Genomic DNA, 21,444 nt, shown 5'->3' on the forward strand with positions numbered 1-21,444 from the left:
GACTGTATTTCCGCGTCCTATACTTTGGGTAGGATGCTCAAGACTCACGCAACCATCGTTTCCAATAATATGTCGGCGAAATCGCATTCAGCCCACGCCTGGCCCATGCGGTTGTGGCTTGCTGCGCCGGATTGGTTGTTTCGTGTGGTGGGAATGGCGTTCTTCGCAGTCTTTGTCTGGTTCAGCATGCAGAAGTACCTACGGGAAGATTTTTCAGAGATCGTTCCCTGGGCGCGTATGCCAGGCGGGCAAGTCATCCGCATGTGGTGGGTGCCGATGCTGGTGGACCTGACCTATCTGTTGATCGCCGTCAGCTTCCTGGTCCGCTTTCAGCCAAAGTCACGCGCAGCCGACGGCAGGATCATACTCATCACGCTGTTTACTGCCTTTGCGCCTTTTATTTTCGTCGTGTGGATGGCTCCAGTACTTGGCTTGCTCAATCCAACTTGGGAAGTCGCCTACAACGGTTTTCTCTGGCGGAGTCCGATTACCTGGTATTCCGCGCTTGTCGGAGGTATCCTCATCACTCTTGGCAATGTCCTCGATGTCTGGGGCTATCTGGTACTCTGTCGTAGCTTTGGCATCGTACCCGAGGCACGGGAGTTGAAGACCACCGGCCCGTACCGCTTTGTCCGCCACCCGGTCTACTTGGGCCAATTCCTGGCACAAGCCGGCGTGTTCCTTTTTTTCGCTCGTCTGCACGTCATCTGGATAGGACTGTATTGCGCCTTCGTCGCTCTACAGCTCTATCGCTCGAAGCTAGAAGATAGTGTCTTAGAACAGGCGTTTGGCGAAAATTACCTGCAGTGGAAACGCCGCACCTTCTGGTTTGTGTAAAGTGGTTAGCCGCGACGCGCCCGCCGAGTGGAGTTCGGCAGAGCGGAGCGCGTTGATTCTTCTCAGGACATGTCGGCACTGCTAGCACTTCTTGTGAGCGGGCTATTGACCTGAAATTGCTAATTCCACTATAAGCTCCCGGCATTCCTAGTAGTCACTCGCGAAAGTCGACTTGAACTCTGCTCTTAGTAGCGACACATGCTTCATTTGCAACGCAATCTCTGCTCAGCGATCTTCCTGCTTGCCTTGGCATCAAGTGCTTTCGCGCAGAATTTTCAACCTCCGCGCACCCCGTCTTATGGACAAGTCCCCCTTCTGCAGGTCGCCCCTGACGGGATGGTTCATCTCGATGGACCCTATGCGGCCTATTCGAACCCTGGTTATGCTGCGCCTGCTGGTACTATGGTCGGCCAACCCGTGATGTCCCAACCTCTGCCAAGCACTGCACCAAGTGCTTCAACGGAAGCTGGTTCATTTTCTGATTACTTCTTCAGAGCTCCGATTCCTCCTCAGTATGATCATCGCACTGGTTTTTTTGGTGAGTTTCTCTTCCTTAGAGCTCGCAATGCGGAAGTGGCATACGCTCTGCCAATCGACGGACCGGTCTTGCCCGTATTAGGAAACGAGGTGCCGATTGGTTCGACAGCCGTGGTCGACTTTGGTTATGACCCAGGATTTCGAGCAGGAGGCAGCTGGTGCTTGAGCGCTGAAAGCAGCATCGCTGTCCAATACACTTACTTCAGCAGCAACGCCTCCGGCTCCGCGTCGATCAACCCGGCAGATGGCGTGCTGCGTTCGTTGGTCACCCATCCGCTTGGCGCCAACGCGGCCACCGACTCATTGGATTCAAATGCCTCTTCATCGATCGACTACAGTCTGATTGATGCAGACTATCGAGGTTTAATCGTGGGCCGTGAATCTTGCGAAACTATGTGCGCTAGTGCCGTAAACTACATCATCGGTGGTCGCTACGCCACGATGGACCAAGACTTTGGTTCGAATTTCACTGCCGCAGGGACGACGTCGGTGAATACCAACATCAATTTCACCGGCGGCGGTATCCGCCTAGGTTTGACAGGGGAACAGCACACCACGGCAAGAGGCCTCTTCGTCTACGGCAGTGGCATCGCGAATCTTCTGGTTGGCGAGTTCGACGCGAGCTACCAGCAAACGAACACCTTCGCCGGAACTCAGGCCTTTACCAATTGGTCGGCAGGAAGAGTCGTACCCGTGGTGGATTTTGAAGTCGGAGTCGGTTGGGTTGGCCCTCGGCGACGGTTGAAGCTGACCGGTGGTTATATGGTCAGTGCCTGGTTCAACGTCGTGAAGACGGAAGACTGGATCAACGCGGTGCAGACCAGCAATTTCAGTAATCCCACCGGCACACTCACCTTCGATGGCCTCACGTCCCGCATCACTTGGGATTTCTAGTGCTGCTAGCCAGTTTCTCGCCTAGCAGCTTCTCTTTTTCGGGCTTTCTCCAATTTTCTAGGCCGTAATATGTTTGCGTTGCCTGAACCACCCGTCTAGGATAGTCCCTAGCTGCCTGGCTAGTCTGAACGGTATGAATCCAGCAAAACAGGCAAGATTTGACCACATTGATTGACACCTACACAACGAGGGGGCTCGTTCCGTGCTTCGTTGGAAATCTCTACTTACCATTGGTTTGCCAAAAGGGGTCCGCCGCAAGGCGCGCTCCAGGCCTCTTCTCACACGCCGACTCACGGTCGAAACTCTCGAAGATCGGCGGATGTTGGCCGTGATGACGGTTACCGATCTCTCCGACGACACGCTCGCGAATTTGGCAGGTGACAGCGTCTTGTCGCTCCGCGAGGCGGTGGAGGCGATCAACGCGGGCGCCGCCGTCGACGGCATCGGCCCCACTTCGGGAACATTTGGAGTTGACGACCGAATCGTGTTCGATTCCACCCTCTTCATCGGTGGGGCACAAACAATTACGCTTGCCGCTGGAGAGTTGCAGCTTAGTCGCGCGGTCACGATCACCGGGCCAAGCGACGCAATGCTGACTATCGACGCGAATCAGATGTCGCGTATCTTTGACATCACCGCCAACACAGGCGATTTTACATTCGACACCCTGACGCTCATACGCGGAAGAACCACCGGCAATGTTTTGGAAGGAAGAGGCGGCGCGATTCGCTCGGTCACCAGTGGCAATCTAAGCATCATCGGGAGTACTATTTCTGGCAATAGCACCACAGGTATTCTCGCCCATGGCGGCGGCGTCTATACCCTAAGCCCACTCACGCTGAACAACTCGACCGTGAGCGGCAACGACACTACGGGCCTTTTTTCCTACGGTGGCGGTGTGTATGCAGTTAATGATATCACACTGACCAACTCGACCGTGAGTGGAAACAACACCGCGACCAGTTCTAATGGCGGTGGTATCTGGGGCTCCAGTGGACATCTCACGATCACCAACTCGATCTTGGCAGGCAATACGGCCGGCGGGGGCAACTCAGACCTGCGGCCTAGCAGTGGCACTCTCACGGTCAATTTCAGCCTGATTGGCACAGGGATCACCCCCTCCGTCGGAGACAATAATATACTCTCCAACGACCCAGGACTCGCGCCGTTAACGGACAATGGTGGGACGACACTGACACACGCGCTCCTGCCCAATAGCCCAGCAATCAACGCGGGCGATCCGAACTTTACCTCACCACCCGACTTCGATCAGCGCGGCATGGGGTTTGATCGCGTTAGAAATGGTCGCATCGACATCGGGGCGTTTGAGGTCCAAGATGTCATCGCGTCTCCGTTTATTGTGAGCACGCTCGAAGACGAGCAGACCAATAATGGATTCGTGAGTCTCCGCGAGGCGATTGCCAGTGCAAATACGACCGCCGGTGCCCAAGAAATCACATTCGACCCATCGCTAACCAGCGGTGGTGCGGCGACGATCAACATCGCAAGTCAACTCCCCACGATTACCGAGGCCCTCACGATCACCGGCCCCGGCGCCAATCTGCTCTCCATCGACGCGGGACTTGGCGGCGACGGGTTGAAAAACGGTAACGGCTACCGCATCTTCAACATCGACGATGGCACGGATACCGATATTGATGTTGAAATCAGCGGGCTCACGCTCACAGGAGGTGATGTAGGAGGTGTCTCTCCAAATAGTTATGGAGGTGCGATCTTTAATCGAGAAAATCTCACCCTCACCAGCAATACACTCTCCGGCAATTCGGCCAGCGGCAACGGCGGTGCGGTCTCCAACTATGGCACGGCCACGATCACACAGAGCACCCTCTCTGACAATTCGGCCACTGGCTTAGGCGGCGGGTTGCACAACTTTATGGGCACGGTCTCGATCACTCAGAGCACCCTCTCCGGCAACTCCGCCAGCGAAAGCGGCGGCGGGGTCTTCAACTTGGACGGCACGGTCATGATTACCCGAAGCACGCTCTCCGGCAATTCGGCCATCGAAAACGGCGGCGGAGTCTACAACGCACTTGGGACGGCCATGATCACCCAGAGCATCATTTCGGGGAACACGGCCGCCACAGGAGGGGAGATCAGCAATGTCTTTAGCACGCTCACTCTCGACAGCTTCAACCTGATTGGTGACAACAGCAAGTCGAACTTACAGGCGCTCAGTGGCGTCATCGGCGGAACCAGCGACATCCTTGCCACTAGCAACGGCACGAACCCCACGGACTTAGCTTCAATCCTCACTCCGCTGGCCGATAATGGCGGGCCGACACAAACCCATGCGCTCGTAGCTGGCAGCCCGGCCATCAATGCGGGCGATCCGAGCATTTTGTTCGACCCTGCGGAGTTCGATCAGCGTGGCACTCCGTTTGTGCGGGTAAAGAACGACCGCATCGACATCGGGGCAATTGAATCGGATTTTGCTCCTGTGACACTGGCGACCATCGTGTCGCTCGATGGCGGCGTACTTAGAATTCGAGACATGTCGGCAACCGGCAACGATGACGATTTGCAAATTTCGCTTTCCAGCGGCAACATCGTGATCATGTCGAATCAAACAATCGACACCGATATTCCTGGCTCAACCGGCACGGGGACGATGGAGGTTCGCGTGCCGCTGGCGTCGATTACTGCGAATCAAATCGACGTCGACACCGCCGCCGGCAACGATCGGTTGGAACTCGACTACGCAGGGGGATTCTTCCCGTTGGACGTATCGTTTGCAGGTGGCGACCCCACGACCGGTCCGGGCGATAGCCTTGCGATTACTGGTGGCACTTTCAGCTCTGTTACCCATACGCATACCGGGTCGGACGCGGGCAACATTGTACTCAACACGGGCACTACCGGCTCCACGATCACCTACACCGGTCTTGAGCCGGTCGATATGACCGGTAGCACAATCACCGACTTGTTCTTCAACTTGCCCGGCACGGCTGACAACGCCATACTGGAAGACGATGGCACCTCAGGCAACGGTATCTCTCGAATCCGCAGCCAGAACGGCACGTTTGAAACGACGACGTTTACTTCGCCCACCAACAGTTTGACGGTGAATCTGGGTAGCGATGCCGCGACCTTCACGGTCGCCAGTTTGCCCGACTACTCGCAGTCTCTCAACATCGAAGGCGAGGCTGGCTCTGATGCTGTCGTGTTTCAGGGCATGATCAATTTGTCGTCAACCGGCGCGTCGCTGACGGTTATCAATGCCGACGGTGGCATTACCGACGCGGCGGGAACGAGTTTGCTTGTCAATGGTACTGTCACTCTCAACGCCGCAGGGGGCGCTATCACTCTGGGCGATAATGCGGCCGACACGACAGAGCTGGGTATGCTATCGATCACAGGCGGGACAGTTTCAATCACCGAAGAGACTGCTGTATCGATCCAGAGTTTGGTCGCCACCACGGCAACCCTGGTCGCAGGCACAGACATTACCGATCTGACCAACTCGAGTATTAATGTGGCGGGTTTAGCTACGCTCACGGCAGGTGGTTTGATTCAACTAGGTGACAACGTCGGCGACACGGTCAACTTCGGCAGCATTCAAGCTATCGGTACTTCGGTCTCAATCACCGAGGACTCGAATATGAACGTAGCCGGCGTAACGGCCACGGGCAACGTCACGCTCTCTGCCGACGATAATCTTTCCATAGCCGCCGGCGCCACCATCGACACCGATGGTAATGATTTGACTTTCAGTGCGGGCGACGATTTCTTGTTCGCAGCTGGGGCTTCGATCGTGAATGCTGGCAATGTGACCGTGAGCGCAGACCTGCCGGATGAGGATGGGGGAACAGGCTCGGTAGTCTCCTTCCTGGGCACGATCTCGGCCACGCAGTTAACGCTCAATGGCGGGAATGACTCGGATACCTTTATAGTCCTGCCGAGTGTGGATACGCCAATCAACGTGAATGGAGGCTCTCCTACTGCGGCACCTGGTGATCGCCTGTTGGTCCAGGTTGCAAACATTTCCGACGCCATCGTGCCGGCCGTGCCTCCGACCAGTGGAATGGTCGCCTTCTTTGCTTCGAGCCACCAAGCCATCACGTTCACCAGTATCGAAACCTTGCTGGGGGGAACCTTGGTGGTCGACAATATAATCGACGAAGACGATGGCGACTTCTCGGCTGGCGACCTCTCCCTCCGCGAGGCAATCGGCATCGCGAACGTCAGTCCAGGTCCCGACTCGATCTCGTTTGCGGCAGCACTCAACGGTGGCACGATTTTGCTCGAGCTGGGCGAACTTGAGATCACCGAGGCACTCACAATCACGGGACTAGGTGCCAGCCTGCTAACCATCGATGCCCAGCAGATGTCGCGGATATTCAACATCACAGCGACAACCGGCGATTTCACGTTTGAAGGTCTGACGTTAACCGGCGGACGAACTATCGGCGACAATGTACTCATCGGAGATGACTCCACGTTCAACGGCGGTGCAATCCGCTCGCGCACTACTGGAAATCTCTCGATCAATGAGAGTGCAATCACCGGCAACAGCACTGCAGGCAATTACGCCTTTGGCGGCGGGATCGACGCCTACGACGTATCGCTAACCAACTCGACTGTAACCGGCAACAGCACTGCGGGAGCGTACGCTTTTGGCGGTGGGATCTCTGCTGCTAACCTGATCTTGACCAACTCGATCGTTAGCGACAACAGCACTGCGGGAGAGTACGCCTTTGGGGGCGGGGTCTATGCCTACACTGTGACGCTATCCGACTCGACCGTCACCGACAACAGCACAATGGAGAACGTTGGCTTGGGCGGCGGGATCTTTGCCTTCACGAATGTCATGCTTACCAACTCGACCGTCAGTGGCAATAGCACTGCGGGAGAGAGTTCCTCAGGAGGCGGAATCTTTGCGTACAACGATGTCGTGCTGATTGATTCGACCGTCAGTGGCAACAGTACCTCCGGCGCCAATGCTTACGGTGGCGGCTTGGTGGCCAATAATGTGGAGCTCCGCAATTCGACCGTCAGTGGCAACAGCACTTCGGGTGCCAATGCTTATGGTGGCGGTGTGGTTGCATTTGGCAATGTTTCGCTGACCAATTCAACGGTCTACGACAACAGTACCTCCAGCGCTGGTGCTGATGGTGGTGGAATTTGGGCTAACGATGGTGTCGTCACTATCGGCAGCTCGATCGTGGCTGGCAACACGGCAGGTGGGAGCAATCCTGACCTGCGTCCTGGAACCGGCACGCTGACGGTCGACTATAGCCTGATCGGCGACACCACCGGTACGGGCATCACAATTCTCACAGGTATGGAAAATCTGCTGGATATTTCTGCGGAACTCTTCCCACTAGCCGACAACGGCGGGCCTACACTCACGCATCTCCCTATGCCAACTAGTCCCATCATTGATGCGGGTAACCCGGCTGACTTTGCGGGAATTGATGGCGTCCCTCAGTTCGACCAGCGCGGAAATCTTTTCTCCCGCGTGCGAGATGGCAACGGCGATGGAACCTCGCTCATCGACATCGGTGCCACAGAAGTGGAAAACCAGAACAACGGCCCTCAGGTGATCGGTCTCTTTGTGACTGACGATCCTAACTACGACTTGTTCAACCCTGCTGAACCTACCGTCGCGGTGCAGAGCATTACAGTTCGTATGCGGGACTTACCCCCTCGATCAAGTGCATTTACCGCCCCTGCCTTGGATTTCACTTTTGCTAACAACAAGGCGTTTTATTCTCTTATTGGAGACTCGACAGGCATCATACCCATCTTGGATGTGCAGATCGACCAGGATCCAACCGTGCCTGGGCAACCGGCCACCGCCAACATTCGCATCCTCTTTGCCACTCCCTTGGCAGATGATCGCTTTACGCTGACACTATTGGATTCGATTCAGGACACGCTTGGCAACCGACTTGACGGCGAGTCGAATGCGGTACAACCGTTGACTCCTGATTTCCCGAGCGGCGACGGTGTTCCGGGTGGCGACTTTGTCGCAAGATTCACGATCGATTCACGACCCGAACTCGGGGTCTATGGTGCTGGCCAGGTATTCATTGATTCGAATGGAAACTACACTTTCGATCCGAACAACACGGATGCTTCCAACCGCGATACTGTACTGCTTCTCGGCACTTCGAGCGACTCGATCTTTGCCGGAAAGTTCGTGGAAGCGGCAACCGATACAGCCGGTGGATTCGACAAGCTGGCCGTTTATGGACGCGCGGGCAATCAATGGCAATGGCAAATCGACTTCAACGGCGATGGCATTCCGGACCTCATCAAGAACGAACCACTCAACATCAACGGCATCCCTGTTGCAGGCAACTTCGACGGAAACGCCGACAATGGCGACGAAGTGGGAGTTTTTACCGGCACGACTTGGTATTTTGACACGGATCACGACTTTCAGCTCAATTCGAATTCAGCGGTAACGATCGCGAATCTTTCCGGGTACCCCGTCGTGGGTGATTTCGACGGAAACGGCTTCGAAGATCTGGCCACCTACAATCCGTCGTCCGGAAACAACGTTTTCTCGATCGCCACGGGGATAGCGTCCAACTCATGGTCCAACGTATTGGTTACGTCTCGCGTCGGTGCCCAGGGAAGCGCCACTGGCTTTGCCGGAGTACGTGAGCGACCTATTGCAGCGGACATGAACGCTGATGGACTTGATGACCTTGGACTCTGGGTGCCGGACGGTCCCCAGTTAGTGACTGGTCAACTGGCTCAGTGGTATTTCCTTGTTTCAGGCGATAACCCGCTGACACCCTCCACCGAAACGGACATCATTAATCGTTTCGTGGCAGGCGGAGGATTTGTTTCCTTCAGCACGGCGCCATTCGGTAACGATCTTTTCGCGCAATTTGGCAATAGCTTTATGCTGCCTGTCGTAGGTAATTTTGGTTTCCCATCTGCTTCAACAACCAATACTCCACAATCGCAAACTCCAGCGACCTTACCGGAAATCGCCAAGCCAGCTACAACCCAGGTCTATATAGCGACAATTCTGCCGGCCACCAATCCAGAATCGATTGGCACACCGTCCGAGGCAGATTCGTCCACAAGAGAAGTGACCGAAAGAGGATTTACAAGACGCAAATTTGCGGGCAAGACGTCACGGATTGTTGAACCAACGAACACGGTCCCCCTGCCCTCAGATCTAGATCCATCTGAACAAGAGGCCAAGCCCGTTGAGCTAGCTTCCGAGTCAGTTGCACCAGAGCAACAGATAGCCCTGCTGGTCGAATCTCAAGTCACGATATCAGAATCCGCTCCCCCAAAATCTATTCTTGATGAATCCACTGAACAGCAAGCAACGGTCGAACAAGAAGTTCTTGAGAAGTCAATTGCGGTCCTCTCCAAGCAAGAGTCTGTACCTCAACACTCCTTGCCAGCTATTCCAGGCGACGAGTCTCAGATTTCTACTATTGTAGAGCGGGTTGAATCACCAAGCGAAAAGCCAGCAGAAAAGACGTCCCCCGAATCGACCCTTTCACGCCTGCGGACATTGCGGTCTGCTACTTCGCGAATCAAGTCTGCTGATAAGATGGTTGTTGCGCCAATCCTTGGCGCCGCACCGCCACTTGCCGAAGAAGTTTACCCAGCTTCTGAGACGCTCGAAGTGGAGACTGTATCTCTCGGACTTGTTGACGACACCAATGAATTGCTTTTGACTCAAGAGTCAGGATCTGACGAAAAAGAACCGACACGCTTCAATGCAAGGTCATTGTTCAGCCCATTAAAGAGCAGAGCCACTCGTTTTGCCGCGCTGGCTGGAGAATCCATTACCGAAGATACAAAGTCGGGACGAACTCCAGCACTCGAAGAGAAAGATACTACTTCAGCCAAGAAACCCGAGATCATCCCGAGCGTACCAGCTATCGTGTCAGAGGAGGTGACCAAGAAGATTGGTTTTCAATTCCAAGTTGAATCAGTGATTTCAAAAAATTCTTCGCTTATTTCAGCTTCTCTAGAGTTGGGTTCATCACAGGAGACTCGGTTATCGCTGCGTCGTTTCAAAAACACCACAACAGAGGAAGTTTACTCAGCCAAGTCTTGGTCGGCGAAAACAGATCAGACTGAAATTGAGTCATCTCAATTGGCTGCCCTCGATTCAGCATTCGCCGATTTTTCGTCTCCAAGCGAAAAAGTAGCGTCAGATCTTGCGACACAGTGGGCTTAACGTCATCGAAAACAGCATTTCTTGATGCGCGCCCCCTTTGGGCGATTAGACAGCTGATGCGGGGTGAGTGTCTTGGGGCTAGAAACGTGAGAATAGGCTGGCAGTCCACGACGCGCTGTAGCAAGCGAGGCCAACCAAGAGGGCCTCGCCTACAGCGGAACGGGTACCAACCTCAGTTCGCGCACGTTCAGCTGTGGCGCCTTGAGAGTGATGCTCTCCGTTCCCGGCTCAAGAGTGAGGCGGCCAATTTGCTTGATGCGGTAGACTTGCGACGAGCCGGTACTTTCGATGGGGCTCTCAAGTTGCTTGCCGCCGGCCTGAAGGACTATCACATTACCGGCGTAATCGGACGTGGCGGACCATTCCAGGAAGACATCGTAGGTGCCAGGCTTGACTCTCTCGAGTTTCCAAACGGCTTCGCCATTGTCGGAGTAGAATTTTAATGCGTCCCACCCTGAGACATATGCGAATTGACCGCGATCGGTCTGAGCCGCGAGTGCGGACAGCACGATCTCACCTTGTGCGTTCGGTTGAATATGATCAATCTTCCCGTAGGACTTAATTGGATTACTTTTTGAGCCTTGATGGATTTCGATGTCTTTGAACATCACCAGCATTTCGTTGCCGGAGTGCATCTGCATGGCGAGTTGTCCAGCGGGTCGGCTGGGATCGTCTGTGACTTGGGCGCTAATCACACCGTTGACCTTTACGGTCACATCACCGCCGTCGGCAGCGATTTCTAGATCGTTCCACTCGTCAGGCTTGAAATATTCATGCTGCGATTTTTCGGTGGGCTTCGAGACCCAGGCACGGCGATAGCTTTCGTAGATTCCGCCCGAGTTGTGGCGGGGATCGACTTCGATTTGCAGTCCATGAGCCTTGTCGGGCTTTTCGACCACCATGCGAATGTAAAATCCACTGTTGCCTTTGAGCGACTTAAATTTGAGCCGTAGGGTGAAGTCGCTATAGACTTCATCACTGACAAGGAGTCCGTATAGTTTGGCTGCCTTCTGCGTCTTTCCGACGATAGCGCCGTCTTCCACGACCCAGTCGCCGTCGCCCTCCTGGTGCCAGCCGGCGAGAGTTTCGCCATCGAACAGAGAGACCCAGTACGGACCTGCATTGGCCGCACAGGCAATTCCGCTTGTTGCCAGGCCGAAAATCAGAGTCCAGGAGAGTGTTTGGATTGTCTTGCGTTGTTTCATGGTTCTCATTGTTCACGAATTGGCTGGGATTGGAAGGCGCGCTCTGGTGCGCTGGCGCTCCGCATCGCTGCCAGGCATACTTCGCATGATTTCATAGGTAAAGTAGACTCAATTGAATGCGAAGGGGGCCATGGGTTACAATAGTTGTTATGCTCCTGAGCAATAATTGCGGCAAAAACACGCGTTCACTGCTTGTCAGTACCCTGTGGTCGACGCCGAGGGTTGGAGGATGCCCCTGCTAGTCTTGTTCTCGAATTGGTTGAAATCTAGACATATGAATACCCGTTTTAATTCGGTATCGGTCGTTACTTTGCTCGCAGCGATGCTGACGCTGAATCATTTTGCGGCGGCGAATTCGGGGGTAGACTTCCGCACCCAGATTCAGCCGATTATCGAGACGGCGTGTGTTAGTTGCCATAGCGGCGACGAAGCCGATGGCGAGCTGCGACTGGAGACTCTGAAGACTGCCATGACGGGTGGCAGCAGTGGGGCGGCGATCGTCCCAGGCAAACCTGATGAGAGCCTGTTGTACACATACATCACGTTGCCTGCTGACGACGATCTGATCATGCCGCCCGACGGGCCGCTGGAGAAGGCGCAAATTGAGCTTGTCAAGCAATGGATCGCCCAGGGTGCCGAATGGCCGAGCGAGGTCACTCTTAACGCACGCGAAGTTGTTCCGCAGAAGTCTGAATCTCCCGACAACCGGGAACTTGTGCGAAAAATCTGGACAACGATAGACAAACATTCGGGCGAAACTTCAGAATCTGATATGAAGGCTTACCAGGAACAAATCCCCAAGACAGGTGTCGAATTCTGGATGGAGGCAATTCCGGGGGGCAAGTTTATCATGGGTAGTCCCCCTGATGAGCCTCTACGGGAAGCTAACGAGGGTCCCCAGTCAGAAGTAACCATTTCACCATTTTGGATGGGTCGGCATGAAGTTACTTGGGACGAGTACGAACCGTTTATGATCACAAAAGTTGACCGGCACAAGAACGGTGCTCGCACCGACTACGACCCGGTCAAGCACGGCCTGGTCGACGCGATCAGCCAACCGACAGCACCTTATATCGAAATGAGTTTCGGGATGGGGCAGAGCGGGTATCCGGCCATCAGCATGACGCAACATGCCGCCAGCAAGTATTGCGAATGGCTCAGCGCCCAAACAGGCCACTTCTATCGTCTGCCGACCGAGGCGGAGTGGGAGTACGCCTGCCGCGCCGGTTCAACGACGGCCTACTCGTTTGGCGACGACCCGCAAAAACTTGATCAATATGGCTGGTACTATGACAACAGCAATGAGAAGTATCAAAAGGTGGGCCAGAAAAAGCCGAACGCCTGGAGCCTGTACGACATGCATGGCAACGTCAGCGAATGGACGATCGACCAGTATTTACCCGATTATTTCGAGCGTCTGGAGGGGAACGCTGAGAACCCGCTGGTCAGACCGAAAACACTCTACCCGCGAACTGTACGTGGGGGTAGCTGGTACGACGATCCGGAGCACTTGCGCTCGGCTTACCGATTTGGTTCTGATCCGGCATGGAAACAGCAAGATCCCCAATTACCCAAAAGTATCTGGTATCATACAGATGCCCGTTGGCTAGGTTTTCGGATCGTCCGACCACTGAAAACCCCAAGTGCCGAAGAGATGGAGTTTTATTGGAATAGCGCAACTAACAAGCGGTGACCAAACAATTTTAGCTTGTGCTTTGTCAGATACCTAGATTTGGGATATTATAAGTAAAACGTGTAGGATTGCGGTTGATTCTTATCAACCCTCTTTCTTGCCCACTACTCACCTCAACCTACTCTCTCTCCCTAAGAATGACCATGAGAAACCAATTCAACCCACAATCCGACCGTCGTCAGTTTATTAAAATCGCTGGGGCAGCATCGGCACTGAGCACTCTGACGCTTCCAAGTGTCCACGCTGCTGAAGGTGCAGGCAATAAGATTCAACTTGCCCTCATCGGCTGTGGGGGGCGTGGAACCGGTGCTGCTGGAGATGCACTATACGTGAAGAACGACAACGTTGAATTGCAACTTGTCGCCATGGCCGACGTATTCGAGCATCGTCTTGCTTCCAGTCACGAGGAAATTACGAAGTTCACTGAAAGCGACCCCGACAAGGTCAATGTCCCCGAAGATCAACGGTTTGTTGGATTCGACGCGTACCGCAAGGCAATGGACCTTTTGCGTCCTGGCGACATTGCTATCTTCGCTTCGCCACTTGCGTTTCGACCTCTCCACTTTCAGTATGCGATTGAACGAGGCCTCCATGTGTTCATGGAAAAGCCTCTTGTTGCCGATGGTATCACTGCCAAGCAGATGAATGAACTTGCTGCTCAAGCCGATGCCAAGAATCTTAAATGCGGCGTGGGGCTCATGGTTCGTCACTGTCGCGGGCGGCAAGAATTACACCAGCGAATTGCCGACGGAGAGATTGGCGATTTGATTGCCATGCGGGCCTATCGAATGCACGGCCCAGTTGGCTCGTGTTTCTCAACGGCCAAACCTGCTGATCGTGATGAATTGATGTGGCAGATCGAACGGTTTCACAGCTTTTTATGGGCCAGCGGTGGCTTGTTCAGTGACTTTTATATTCATCAGATCGACGAGGTCTGCTGGATGAAGAATGCCTGGCCCGTTAAAGCCCAAGCCCTTGGCGGTCGGGAATATCGCGATAAATACGTCGATCAAAACTTCGATGTATATGCTGTCGAGTATACTTTCGACGACGGTTCCAAATTCTTTTTCGACGGCCGCACCATGACCGGCTGTCGCAACGACATGTCGAGCACCGTCCATGGCAGCAAGGGATCGGCCATCGTCAGCGAGGCAGGCCATACACCAGGCAAGGTTCGCACGTTCAGTGGCCAACGGCAAAATCGCCGGGATATCGTTTGGGCCTATCCTCAGCCAGAACAGAACCCCTACCAACTTGAGTGGCAAGACCTCGTCGATGCGATCGTCAACGATCGTCCCTACAACGAAGTCCCCCGCGGTGTCGAAGCCAGCCTCGTCGGCAATATGGGCCGCATTGCGGCACACACGGGCCAGGAAATTACCTTCCAGCAGGCGCTCGATTGGCCGCACGAACTCGCGCCAAACATCGCCGACTTTACTCCCAACGGCCCCGCCCCAGTGATGCCCGACGCCGACGGTCGTTACCCGATACCTAAGCCGGGTATTGTTCGAGACGCGGAGTATGAGTTATTGACTTAAGGGCTGGTAGCGTCACCTAACGCGTTGGAAGAAAAAGGGGGCAGAACGGTTTTAAAAAAACGATCTGCCCCGATTTCTCTCCGAAATGAGAGTAGAATGTCCCGTTATCTTCGCCGCTATCTTGTGCTGGGGGTTAAAGGCTCAAGCAGCTTGCTGGTGATATGGGGCCGACCAGTGCAATTCTAATTAGTGCTCGTTTGTAGCGGCGGGAATCAATTCTCCTATCAGTCAGTTGGATTGATGATCGACGAGTCTGCACTGCGAAACCGCCTGCGAGGTGGTCGGCGGGAATCCGGTGATGGCTCAGAAAAACGCTGAAATAATGCGCTGAGAAGGCCACCATCAAGAATTCATCCAGATTATACTAGAAGGATTGTGAGTTCTGATCGGTTCCCCACGTCCTGGCAATCTTTCAGTATGGGTCACATCGATGTCATCGAGAAAGCGTTTGGCACACAACCTCTAATCAATGTTGTGGCCCATAACGAACTGCGCACGCGGCTGAGCTATTGGCAAGAATTTCTCGCGCGTCAGGGTGCGGGACCGCTGAATCGTGATCCCTCGTGGTTGTTGATCTTGGCTGAAGGGCGAGGGCATGTGCCCTACTGTTTGGAAGCGATTTATGGTGGGCAAGTCAGGGGGATACTCCCTTTGGCACTGGTGGCCGGTCCACTCTTCGGACGGTTTCTGGTGAGCCTCCCGCATGTGAGTAGCGGGGGTGTTTGTGCGGACAATCCCGCGACGGCGCTCGATTTGGTGGATCAAGCCATTGCGCTCGCCGACGATTTGAACGTCGATTTTCTTGAATTGCGCCACCAGCGTTTGATACCACATGCGCAACTGGAACACGTGGTCACCGACAAAGCCCATATGCTGATGGAGTTGCCTGCGGACGAAGGCCTGCTGTGGGACCAAGTCGGCACCAAAGTTCGTAATCAGGTCCGCAAGGCGGAGAAATTGTCGTTTCGTGGGACTTGGGGGGGCGTGGAAATTCTCGACGAATTTTACACGATCTACACCCGGCGCATGCGCGACTTCGGAACGCCCACCGATAGCATGGTGTTGTTCGAGCGGATTCTGGCTTGCTTTCCGCAGCGGGCCGAATTGATCGTCGTGCGGCAGCTAGATCGACCGGTCGCGGCGGCGATGGTGCTACATGGTCAGGGGTTCTCCGAGATACACCGCAGCGCCTCGCTTACCGAGTTGCGTTCCACCGGCGTCAACACCTGGCTGCATTGGCAGGCGTTACTGCGCGCGCAGCAGCGCGGCAATCGACTCTTTGATTTCGGGCGTCCGACTGTCGGTTCCAGTGTCTACACGTTCAAGAAACGCTTTGGCGCAAAACCTCAGCCTGCGGCCGTGCAGCACTATTTGCGCCGCGGTTCGCCCGAGGCGCTACGACGCGCGGGAGGCAAGTTCAATTTGCCGATCAAGCTGTGGGGTTGCTTGCCGGTCTACGCCACGCGGTGGCTGGGGCCTTGGATCACGCGGGGGATGCCGTGATTTACTGCTCTCGTCGCTGGCGAAACTTCGAGCACAGTCGCCGGCAAAATGGAAAGTTACCACATTTGTCTTTTCTAACTTGACAGACTCTTACAGGAACGGTTCTATCGACCGCCGCTACATAGGGATGTGGCCTTGACGCCCTAAAACACCCTCCTTCGGGGGGGAAGTACCGGACTTGAGTGAATGGTCGGGGGCGTTTCTCTGCCGTTGACGTAGACGCCCTGGCTTGCCTCTTTCTACCCAGCCAGATGAGGTTCATCCGAGTAAAGTATGCGTTGGTTTCATCGCAGTGGGGTGGCTCCGAAACCTGGGGGTATTTAGCGGTTTTTTTTGTTCCTACAGTTTGTCGTAACTTTGCGCAAGTTTTTGGCCGCGCGATTTGTTAGAATCAGCCTTGCAAAAGTTGCCGTGGCCCACGTTCGTGCTGCGCAGATCTTTGACAATTGAACCCTTTCCACTCTAGCTCAGGTAGCCACCTCGCTCGCAGCGACTGGGCTAGAGATCCGTCGGTAGAGTACCTGACCTTCGATTGCGCAAAGCGATTTAGTTTTGTCACGCGGAGCCATAGTTTTGTGTTACAAAACTCACAAAAACCTAAGGAGTCGTATGCCACGTAAGTCGTGTCCTGCCAATGAGTTGAAGCGAGCATGACTAATAGAAAAAGAGGGAGTTTTGTTTTGTAAAAAAAGAATTCTACGAAAAGACCGTGACAAAACCCCTGCCCCGGTGCGCAGAAGCGAGCAAAGATTGCTGGCTTCGCGCATGCCGCGGTCGCCCGGCGGATGCTTCATCCGAAAAGATCCCCAGTTGAGCGAAGTATGCTGCGGAAGTTTCAGCGACTGACCCAGTCAGAAAGTTGAGCCAAGTTTCCCAAATCCATACGCACCAGCGCGTCATGGGGACAGGCACGTTGACACGCTGGCCCACCGACCTGATCAGCACACAGGTCGCATTTGGTCGCCTTGTGGATCGGCTGCTGGGTATTTTGGTCGACAAGAATGGCTCCACTCGTGTCGCGGACCTCGACCATGTTAATATTGCCATAAGGACAGCTATTGGCACACGTGCTGCAACCAATGCAAGTAAGGTCGTTGATCCGCACGATGCCAGTGGCTATATCGCGACCAATTGCTCCCGTGGGACAGCCAATCATACAGACCGGGTCCGCACAGTGCATGCAGGCCTGAGCAATCATGAACGGCCCATGGCGCTGGCCCTGGCGAACAAAGCGGGGATTGTTGTCGTGGGTCGCGGCACATGCCCGCACACAATCGTCGCATCGTGTGCAACGATCGAGATCAATGACCATAGCTTGTTGGCCATTGATAAGCCGTCGCTCGACCAGGAATTCCAAGAGCGGGGTATCGATTCGCGGTTGTTCATCGCCAAGTTGCCCGTCACGAGACTGGCAATGCTCCGTGGTGCAGGAGACTGCGTGCTTCATAGCAACTTCAGCCAACGACTCTCGCGAACAGTACGGGAAAACATGCTCTGAGAGTACTTGCTGAGGGATGCGCAGCACGTCGACGTAGCCGAGTGCCCGCATGGAATGAGTTAACGAGGTTATTTCACTTCCCATGGCGGACTGAATCGCCTCGCTAAGTCCGAACACCTGCCCCTTGCCCAAGTAGGCAACCGTGCGATGTCCGCTTCCAAAATGGTGACTCAACCGGGCAAAGCCCGAACGGACCAGCAGGATGCCATCGCAAGGGGAACCCTCTTCCGCAATCAATGGTTCAGTGACGATTGCTTCAGGCCGCATCTGACGAGAAACATCAAAGGTAGCGTGCCATTCAAAGTTGCCATGTGACTCGAAGACGGTATCCGCGACAACCTTCTCCAAGGCATCGGGGGGCAACTGCGACAAGAGAGGCGTTTCACGGAGATGGACCCGCAAGCTGTTCTGACGGTAGAGCTGTTCGACGTGTTGACGGAGCGAATCAGTGTGTCGCATCATATCGCGCAAACCCTGCCAACGGATTTCTAGAAGCCACGCTTCCCCTTCAGCCAACACCGTTGCCGTACGAGGTGTACGAGTAAGTGCGGCAAGTTCTCCGAATATTTCGCCCGGCTTGAGCGTCACCGTGCGAGAGTCACCCAAGACTCGTGGCACATCTTGCAGAAAGACTCGAGTCTGGGTGAGATCGGCCACCTCTTCGATATTGTCGTCGACAAAATCCTGTCTCGCACGGATTGCCTGACGAACTTCTGGCAGTTTTGGGCTACGCCACATGCGGACGAGTGATTTCAGGAAACCTTGTTTTTGGTTTGGTTGCCTACCAAGCAATTCGGGATCGAGTCCCGATAGCACCACCTGCGCTCGACCTCGCAAGACGAGAAATGCACTGTTACCGTAGTCCCCCTCGCGGACGATGATGCCTCCGCTGGGGTAGTAATTGATTCGAGTGTCGTTCTTGAGGATCTCTCGCAGGGGCAAGGCCGAAGGAAACGCCGACGTGTCCATCTCGTAGAAGGGATCCAGCTCAAGGAGTTGATCGACTTCGGCATCACCCATGGCATTGCCAAAGGGTGCATCCCAGCGTTGTGGTCGCTCGACGGCTACTTCTAACAACGACATAAGTGTCTCGCGGTCTATTTAGTCTTGTATTGGGCTGGCGCGGGTAAGAGCGGATCGATTGCGGCGAGTGAGCTGCCATCTGTTTGAGCGGCAAAGTTATAGGCTGCCTTCCCGACAGAATCAGCGGCGGCCGTGAGCTCGGCGTTGTGGTTGAGCTTCAGCGGTACGCTTAATGCGGCATGCAGGGCATCGTCGATATGGGGATCGCTGACGCGTTGGCTGATGTCGTAGAGCTTACGTTTCAGACCGGCCGCCCGTTGGGCCGCGGCTATGCCGAAGGGGGCTTTGGAAGTGGCCTGTGCGGTGGCGCGGAGACTTGCTTCGAGATCGGCCAGAACGCCGACAACGTACATCACGCGGAGTTGTTCAGGAGCTGATTGGGCATTCGCCGCTCCCCCCGTGCGCAGAAAGTTGTGTCGTACCATCCCTTGGGACCAGGACACCAGTTCGAATTCCTTGCTCCCAGCCGCGTGGTCTCCGACGTTTACCAACGCTTCATTCGGAGTCGTGTGGCAAGCAAGGCACTGCCGCGCGATGAGATACAGATTGGTTGGGTTATTCATTCCCGCCTGAACGCTGGTCTCGATCCGTTCTTGGCGGTGTTCAGGAGTTTCAGATTCCTTGGTGGCGTTTGGTCCACCGTAATCGTTATGTAAGGCGATCCAGTCCCTTGCCGCTCCATGGCACGATTCACAGGAGACTCCTGCGACCACACGAATCCGCTCGTCAACCTGTTGCTGAGTGTAATGACAATTGACGCAGGTATCATTGCGTTTCACACTGCCAAGTCCCAACCGATCGGCAATGGCTTTTGCCTCGGCTTTGCGATGCAGCGAGTCGAAGGTGGTGAAGTGTGGTGTAGCATGCCAGGCTTGCATCTCATTTTCATGGCATTTCGTACAGGAGTCGGGCCCCAGCATTTCGGCGGGGTCACTGATGATTTGATAAATCTGATTTTCGGCTTCGGCGGCGACTAGAGAGGCAGAACAGTACAAATACAAGCACGATGCAAAACAACGAAGCATTGCCTTCTGACAATGCCACTCGTGTTTCGTTCTGATTTTGGCGAGACAATGATCCATTTAAGCGTCCAGTACCACTTCACCCTGAGGCTGTCCGATGCATGTGAGGCACTCATCGTCGCCCAGCGGAACACCCGGTGTCTTGCTGTGGGCGACTTTGCCGCTACGAACCTTCACGAGACATTGTCCGCAGTTGCCCGCACGGCACCCAGAATCAAGTACCAGTCCCGCATCTTCGGCCAAGTCCAAGAGATCCGAGAAATCACCTTTCCACAGTAGTTCGGTGTTCGACTTGGTAAACTCGACACGACAGGGTTGGCAAAGTGTATTGCCTTTTTTGTGCAAGCTTTTTACCGACGCCGGGCCGAATGCCTCGAAGTGTATGTGCTTTTCTGGGACTCCCCAATTCAATAAGCCTGGCACAAGTTGCTCCATCATGCCTGCAGGCCCGCAGAGATAAAAGCGAAAGTTACTAGAGGGGAGCAACTGTCGCAGGCGGACAATGCTGATGTGACCCTGATATTGGTAATCTCGGCCCAACCTGTCATCGGCCAAAGGTCGTGAGTAGGTGATGTCGCTATGAATATTCTCGGCTTGGGCAAGCGATGCGATCTGCTTCTTAAAAGGGTGTTCACTGCTGTTTCGAAATCCAGCGAAGAAGTACACGCTCCTGGAGCTTCGCTCATGGACGATGGAACTGGCCATGCTCAAGAGGGGAGTGATACCGACGCCACCCGCAATGAGCACGATGGGTAAATGGTCGGTAGGATCGAGAAAAAAAGCTCCCTGTGGTGCTTGCACCTTCAGCTCGCTGCCAACCTTCGCACGATGGTGAAAATAGCTGCTCCCTTGGCCAGACGGCAGGTCAGCTCTTTCGAGTGGAGACTCCGACCTCTTGATGGTAACGCGGTAGTAATCTTCGCGGGGGCGATCGGAAAGCGAATAACAGCGGACGATCGGCTTTCGGTGTGGATCAACGGGCAAACTAAAGGTCAGATATTGCCCTGGCTCGAATCGTGGTAATGCTCGGCCATCGGCGGCAACTAGGTAGAAACTCTTGTAGCCGACAGCCTCATCCACGATAGCTGCTACACGAAAGGGCCTTTCACCAGCCCAGGCACGGTAGATTGGCTTGGTAGCTCTAGCATACTTCAGCTCACCTGCTAGTTGCTTCTCAAATCTAGTGCGCTGATCTTGGTAACGACGACGAAGCCTGCTTGTCCTGGATCGGTTCCCCACGATGGTAGCAAGCGCCTCCAGGCCACTCACCCCAATCAGGGCGGCTCCTGAAACGATTCCTAGCGATTGCCAATCCACGTTGCATCCTTGCAAGTCTTGAGTCATTTTGCCTTCCTGCATCGGCGGAAGACTAGGGAAGCGGCATTATTTCGCAACCTGCGAGGTGTGTCGAGAACAAATCGCCATCATAGCTAGCGGAGGGTGGTATTGATT

At 54.7% G+C, this 21,444-nt stretch carries 10 protein-coding genes; 6 read left to right on the top strand and 4 right to left on the bottom strand.

Annotated features, from left to right (window positions below; all coding sequences use genetic code 11):
* The first annotated feature begins 33 nt into the window (after positions 1–33).
* From Pla144_RS16550 to Pla144_RS16560, 3 genes are all read left to right on the top strand, one after another.
* A complete protein-coding gene (locus Pla144_RS16550) occupies positions 34–837 on the top strand; it encodes a methyltransferase family protein (RefSeq protein ID WP_146451813.1) in 804 nt (267 codons plus the stop codon).
* A gap of 198 nt (positions 838–1,035) precedes the next feature.
* Positions 1,036–2,268, top strand: a complete 1,233-nt coding sequence (locus Pla144_RS16555) for an Lpg1974 family pore-forming outer membrane protein (protein WP_146451814.1) — start codon at positions 1,036–1,038, stop codon at positions 2,266–2,268.
* A gap of 202 nt (positions 2,269–2,470) precedes the next feature.
* Positions 2,471–10,450 carry a choice-of-anchor Q domain-containing protein gene (locus Pla144_RS16560; RefSeq protein WP_146451815.1) on the top strand — a complete coding sequence of 2,660 codons (7,980 nt, stop codon included), beginning with the start codon at positions 2,471–2,473 and terminating at the stop codon, positions 10,448–10,450.
* 149 nt (positions 10,451–10,599) lie between these two features.
* Here Pla144_RS16560 and Pla144_RS16565 read toward each other — a convergent pair whose 3' ends face one another.
* On the bottom strand, positions 10,600–11,655 hold the full coding sequence (locus Pla144_RS16565; RefSeq protein ID WP_197530754.1) for a 3-keto-disaccharide hydrolase: 1,056 nt from the start codon (positions 11,653–11,655) through the stop codon (positions 10,600–10,602).
* A gap of 274 nt (positions 11,656–11,929) precedes the next feature.
* Here Pla144_RS16565 and Pla144_RS16570 point away from each other — a divergent pair, with 274 nt between their 5' ends.
* The 3 genes from Pla144_RS16570 (at position 11,930) to Pla144_RS16580 (ending at position 16,389) form a co-directional block, all read left to right on the top strand.
* Positions 11,930–13,348, top strand: a complete 1,419-nt coding sequence (locus tag Pla144_RS16570; protein ID WP_231936411.1) for an SUMF1/EgtB/PvdO family nonheme iron enzyme — start codon at positions 11,930–11,932, stop codon at positions 13,346–13,348.
* Positions 13,349–13,491: 143 nt separating this feature from the next.
* On the top strand, positions 13,492–14,886 hold the full coding sequence (locus tag Pla144_RS16575) for a Gfo/Idh/MocA family protein (RefSeq protein ID WP_146451817.1): 1,395 nt from the start codon (positions 13,492–13,494) through the stop codon (positions 14,884–14,886).
* Positions 14,887–15,303: 417 nt separating this feature from the next.
* Positions 15,304–16,389, top strand: coding sequence for a GNAT family N-acetyltransferase (locus Pla144_RS16580; RefSeq protein ID WP_146451818.1), 1,086 nt, complete (start codon positions 15,304–15,306; stop codon positions 16,387–16,389).
* 835 nt (positions 16,390–17,224) lie between these two features.
* Here Pla144_RS16580 and Pla144_RS16585 read toward each other — a convergent pair.
* Genes Pla144_RS16585 through Pla144_RS16595 form a run of 3 tightly spaced genes read right to left on the bottom strand, consistent with a single transcriptional unit; the run spans position 17,225 to position 21,336 of the window.
* Positions 17,225–18,970 (bottom strand): cyclic nucleotide-binding domain-containing protein, encoded by a 1,746-nt coding sequence (locus Pla144_RS16585; protein WP_146451819.1) that lies wholly within the window; start codon positions 18,968–18,970, stop codon positions 17,225–17,227.
* A 14-nt stretch (positions 18,971–18,984) separates the two neighbouring features.
* On the bottom strand, positions 18,985–19,995 hold the full coding sequence (locus tag Pla144_RS16590; protein ID WP_231936413.1) for a cytochrome c family protein: 1,011 nt from the start codon (positions 19,993–19,995) through the stop codon (positions 18,985–18,987).
* 57 nt (positions 19,996–20,052) lie between these two features.
* Entirely contained in the window at positions 20,053–21,336 is a 1,284-nt protein-coding gene (locus Pla144_RS16595) for a 2Fe-2S iron-sulfur cluster-binding protein (protein ID WP_197530755.1), read from the bottom strand.
* Between the last annotated feature and the right edge of the window lie 108 nt (positions 21,337–21,444).

Source organism: Bythopirellula polymerisocia (genome assembly GCF_007860015.1).
Lineage (GTDB): Bacteria > Planctomycetota > Planctomycetia > Pirellulales > Lacipirellulaceae > Bythopirellula > Bythopirellula polymerisocia.

What these genes read in the sequence shown, in the direction of transcription:
- Pla144_RS16550 (WP_146451813.1), top strand. Translation starts at nt 34, where the DNA reads ATGCTCAAGACTCACGCAACCATCGTTTCCAATAATATGTCGGCGAAA.
- Pla144_RS16555 (WP_146451814.1), top strand. Translation starts at nt 1,036, where the DNA reads ATGCTTCATTTGCAACGCAATCTCTGCTCAGCGATCTTCCTGCTTGCC.
- Pla144_RS16565 (WP_197530754.1), bottom strand. Translation starts at nt 11,655, where the DNA reads ATGAAACAACGCAAGACAATCCAAACACTCTCCTGGACTCTGATTTTC.
- Pla144_RS16570 (WP_231936411.1), top strand. Translation starts at nt 11,930, where the DNA reads ATGAATACCCGTTTTAATTCGGTATCGGTCGTTACTTTGCTCGCAGCG.
- Pla144_RS16575 (WP_146451817.1), top strand. Translation starts at nt 13,492, where the DNA reads ATGAGAAACCAATTCAACCCACAATCCGACCGTCGTCAGTTTATTAAA.
- Pla144_RS16580 (WP_146451818.1), top strand. Translation starts at nt 15,304, where the DNA reads ATGGGTCACATCGATGTCATCGAGAAAGCGTTTGGCACACAACCTCTA.
- Pla144_RS16585 (WP_146451819.1), bottom strand. Translation starts at nt 18,970, where the DNA reads ATGTCGTTGTTAGAAGTAGCCGTCGAGCGACCACAACGCTGGGATGCA.
- Pla144_RS16590 (WP_231936413.1), bottom strand. Translation starts at nt 19,995, where the DNA reads ATGCTTCGTTGTTTTGCATCGTGCTTGTATTTGTACTGTTCTGCCTCT.
- Pla144_RS16595 (WP_197530755.1), bottom strand. Translation starts at nt 21,336, where the DNA reads ATGACTCAAGACTTGCAAGGATGCAACGTGGATTGGCAATCGCTAGGA.